Raw genomic sequence first — 1,235 nt, 5'->3', positions numbered from 1 at the left:
TGTAGTGGTCAACTCATCCCGGACACGGTTTTGAGTTTTTCTTCTGCTTTCGCTGGAGCCAGTCCATCGTTGAACTGATGCGGCCGGATCCAGTTGTAGTGGCCCATTAGGTATTGGCCAATGTCTCGTTGAGCTTGCTGCCCGGTCAGGTAGCCCGTGGTCGGTATCCACTCTGATTTCAAGCTGCGGAAGACTCGCTCCATCGGTGCATTATCCCAACAGTTGCCTCGGCGGCTCATGCTCTGGCGCATGCGATAGCGCCACAGTCTCTGGCGGAACTGACGGCTGCCATATTGCGATCCCTGGTCAGAGTGGAACAGGAGTCCTTGAGGCTTTCCACGTTGTTCGTAGGCGACGTCCAGCGCTTTGAGCACCAGGTCTCCATCCGGCTTTTCTGATAAGGCCCAGCCAACCACTCTGCGTGCATAGAGATCCAGGACAACTGCCAGATAGTGCCATTTGCCCTGTGCCCAGACGTAAGTGATGTCTCCACACCAGACCTGATTTGGAGCTTCGACATCAAACGCTCGGTTCAAGGTATTCGGTATATCTGGCCGCTCCACTGTGGCCTTTTTGTACGCATGTGATCCTGGCTGCTTGCTGATCAACGCCAGCTCTCGCATCAGGCTGCGTACCTTGAACCGCCCGATTTGCTCACCCTCTTCTTGCATCATTGCCATGATGGTACGGCTGCCGGGCGCACTTCGACCTCGCGTGAACAACTCATTCACTCGACTGCGCAACCGTAGTCGTTCAGCGTCCGGAGTTCGCCTTCTGTGACGATGTGCGTAGTAACTTGAGCGAGTGACTTCGAACACTTCGCACAAACAATCAACGGGCTCATGGTCGCTGAGCTGGCGGATCAGCGCGTACGCTCGAGATCTTCCGACATCAAGAGCGCGGTAGCCTTTTTTAGTATCGATTTCTCGCGTTCAAGGCGCGTGATCCGGGCTTCCAACTCTTGGATTTTTTGCTGCTCTGGCGTCAACGCTTTGCTGGCCGGTGTAACGCCGCCGCGCTCCTGCTGAAGCTGATTAACCCATCGGCGTAGGGCCGACTCGACCAAGCCGAGCGAACGGGCCGCTTCGGCATGGCTGTAGCCTTGATCGAGCACCAGGCAGGCAGCTTCGCGCTTGAACTCAGGGGTAAAGGTACGGCGTTGCTTGGTCATCGGACACCTCTCTGTGGCGAGCATTCTCGCCTAAATGGGTGTCCGGGGTTAGTAGACCACTACA

General features: G+C 56.3%; 1 protein-coding gene. It reads right to left on the bottom strand.

What is annotated here, in order from left to right:
- Nucleotides 1–8: 8 nt before the first annotated feature.
- A protein-coding gene (locus DMX06_RS26025) for an IS3 family transposase (RefSeq protein ID WP_110739983.1) occupies nucleotides 9–1,171 on the bottom strand; the annotation gives its coding sequence in 2 pieces (ribosomal slippage) (nucleotides 9–916 and nucleotides 916–1,171; 1,164 coding nt in all).
- Between the last annotated feature and the right edge of the window lie 64 nt (nucleotides 1,172–1,235).

It is taken from the genome of Pseudomonas mosselii (assembly GCF_003205295.1).
Taxonomy (GTDB): Bacteria; Pseudomonadota; Gammaproteobacteria; order Pseudomonadales; family Pseudomonadaceae; genus Aquipseudomonas; species Aquipseudomonas mosselii_B.
The sequence above is the reverse complement of the archived record's forward strand: the minus strand, read 5'-3'. Positions and strand labels throughout refer to the sequence as shown.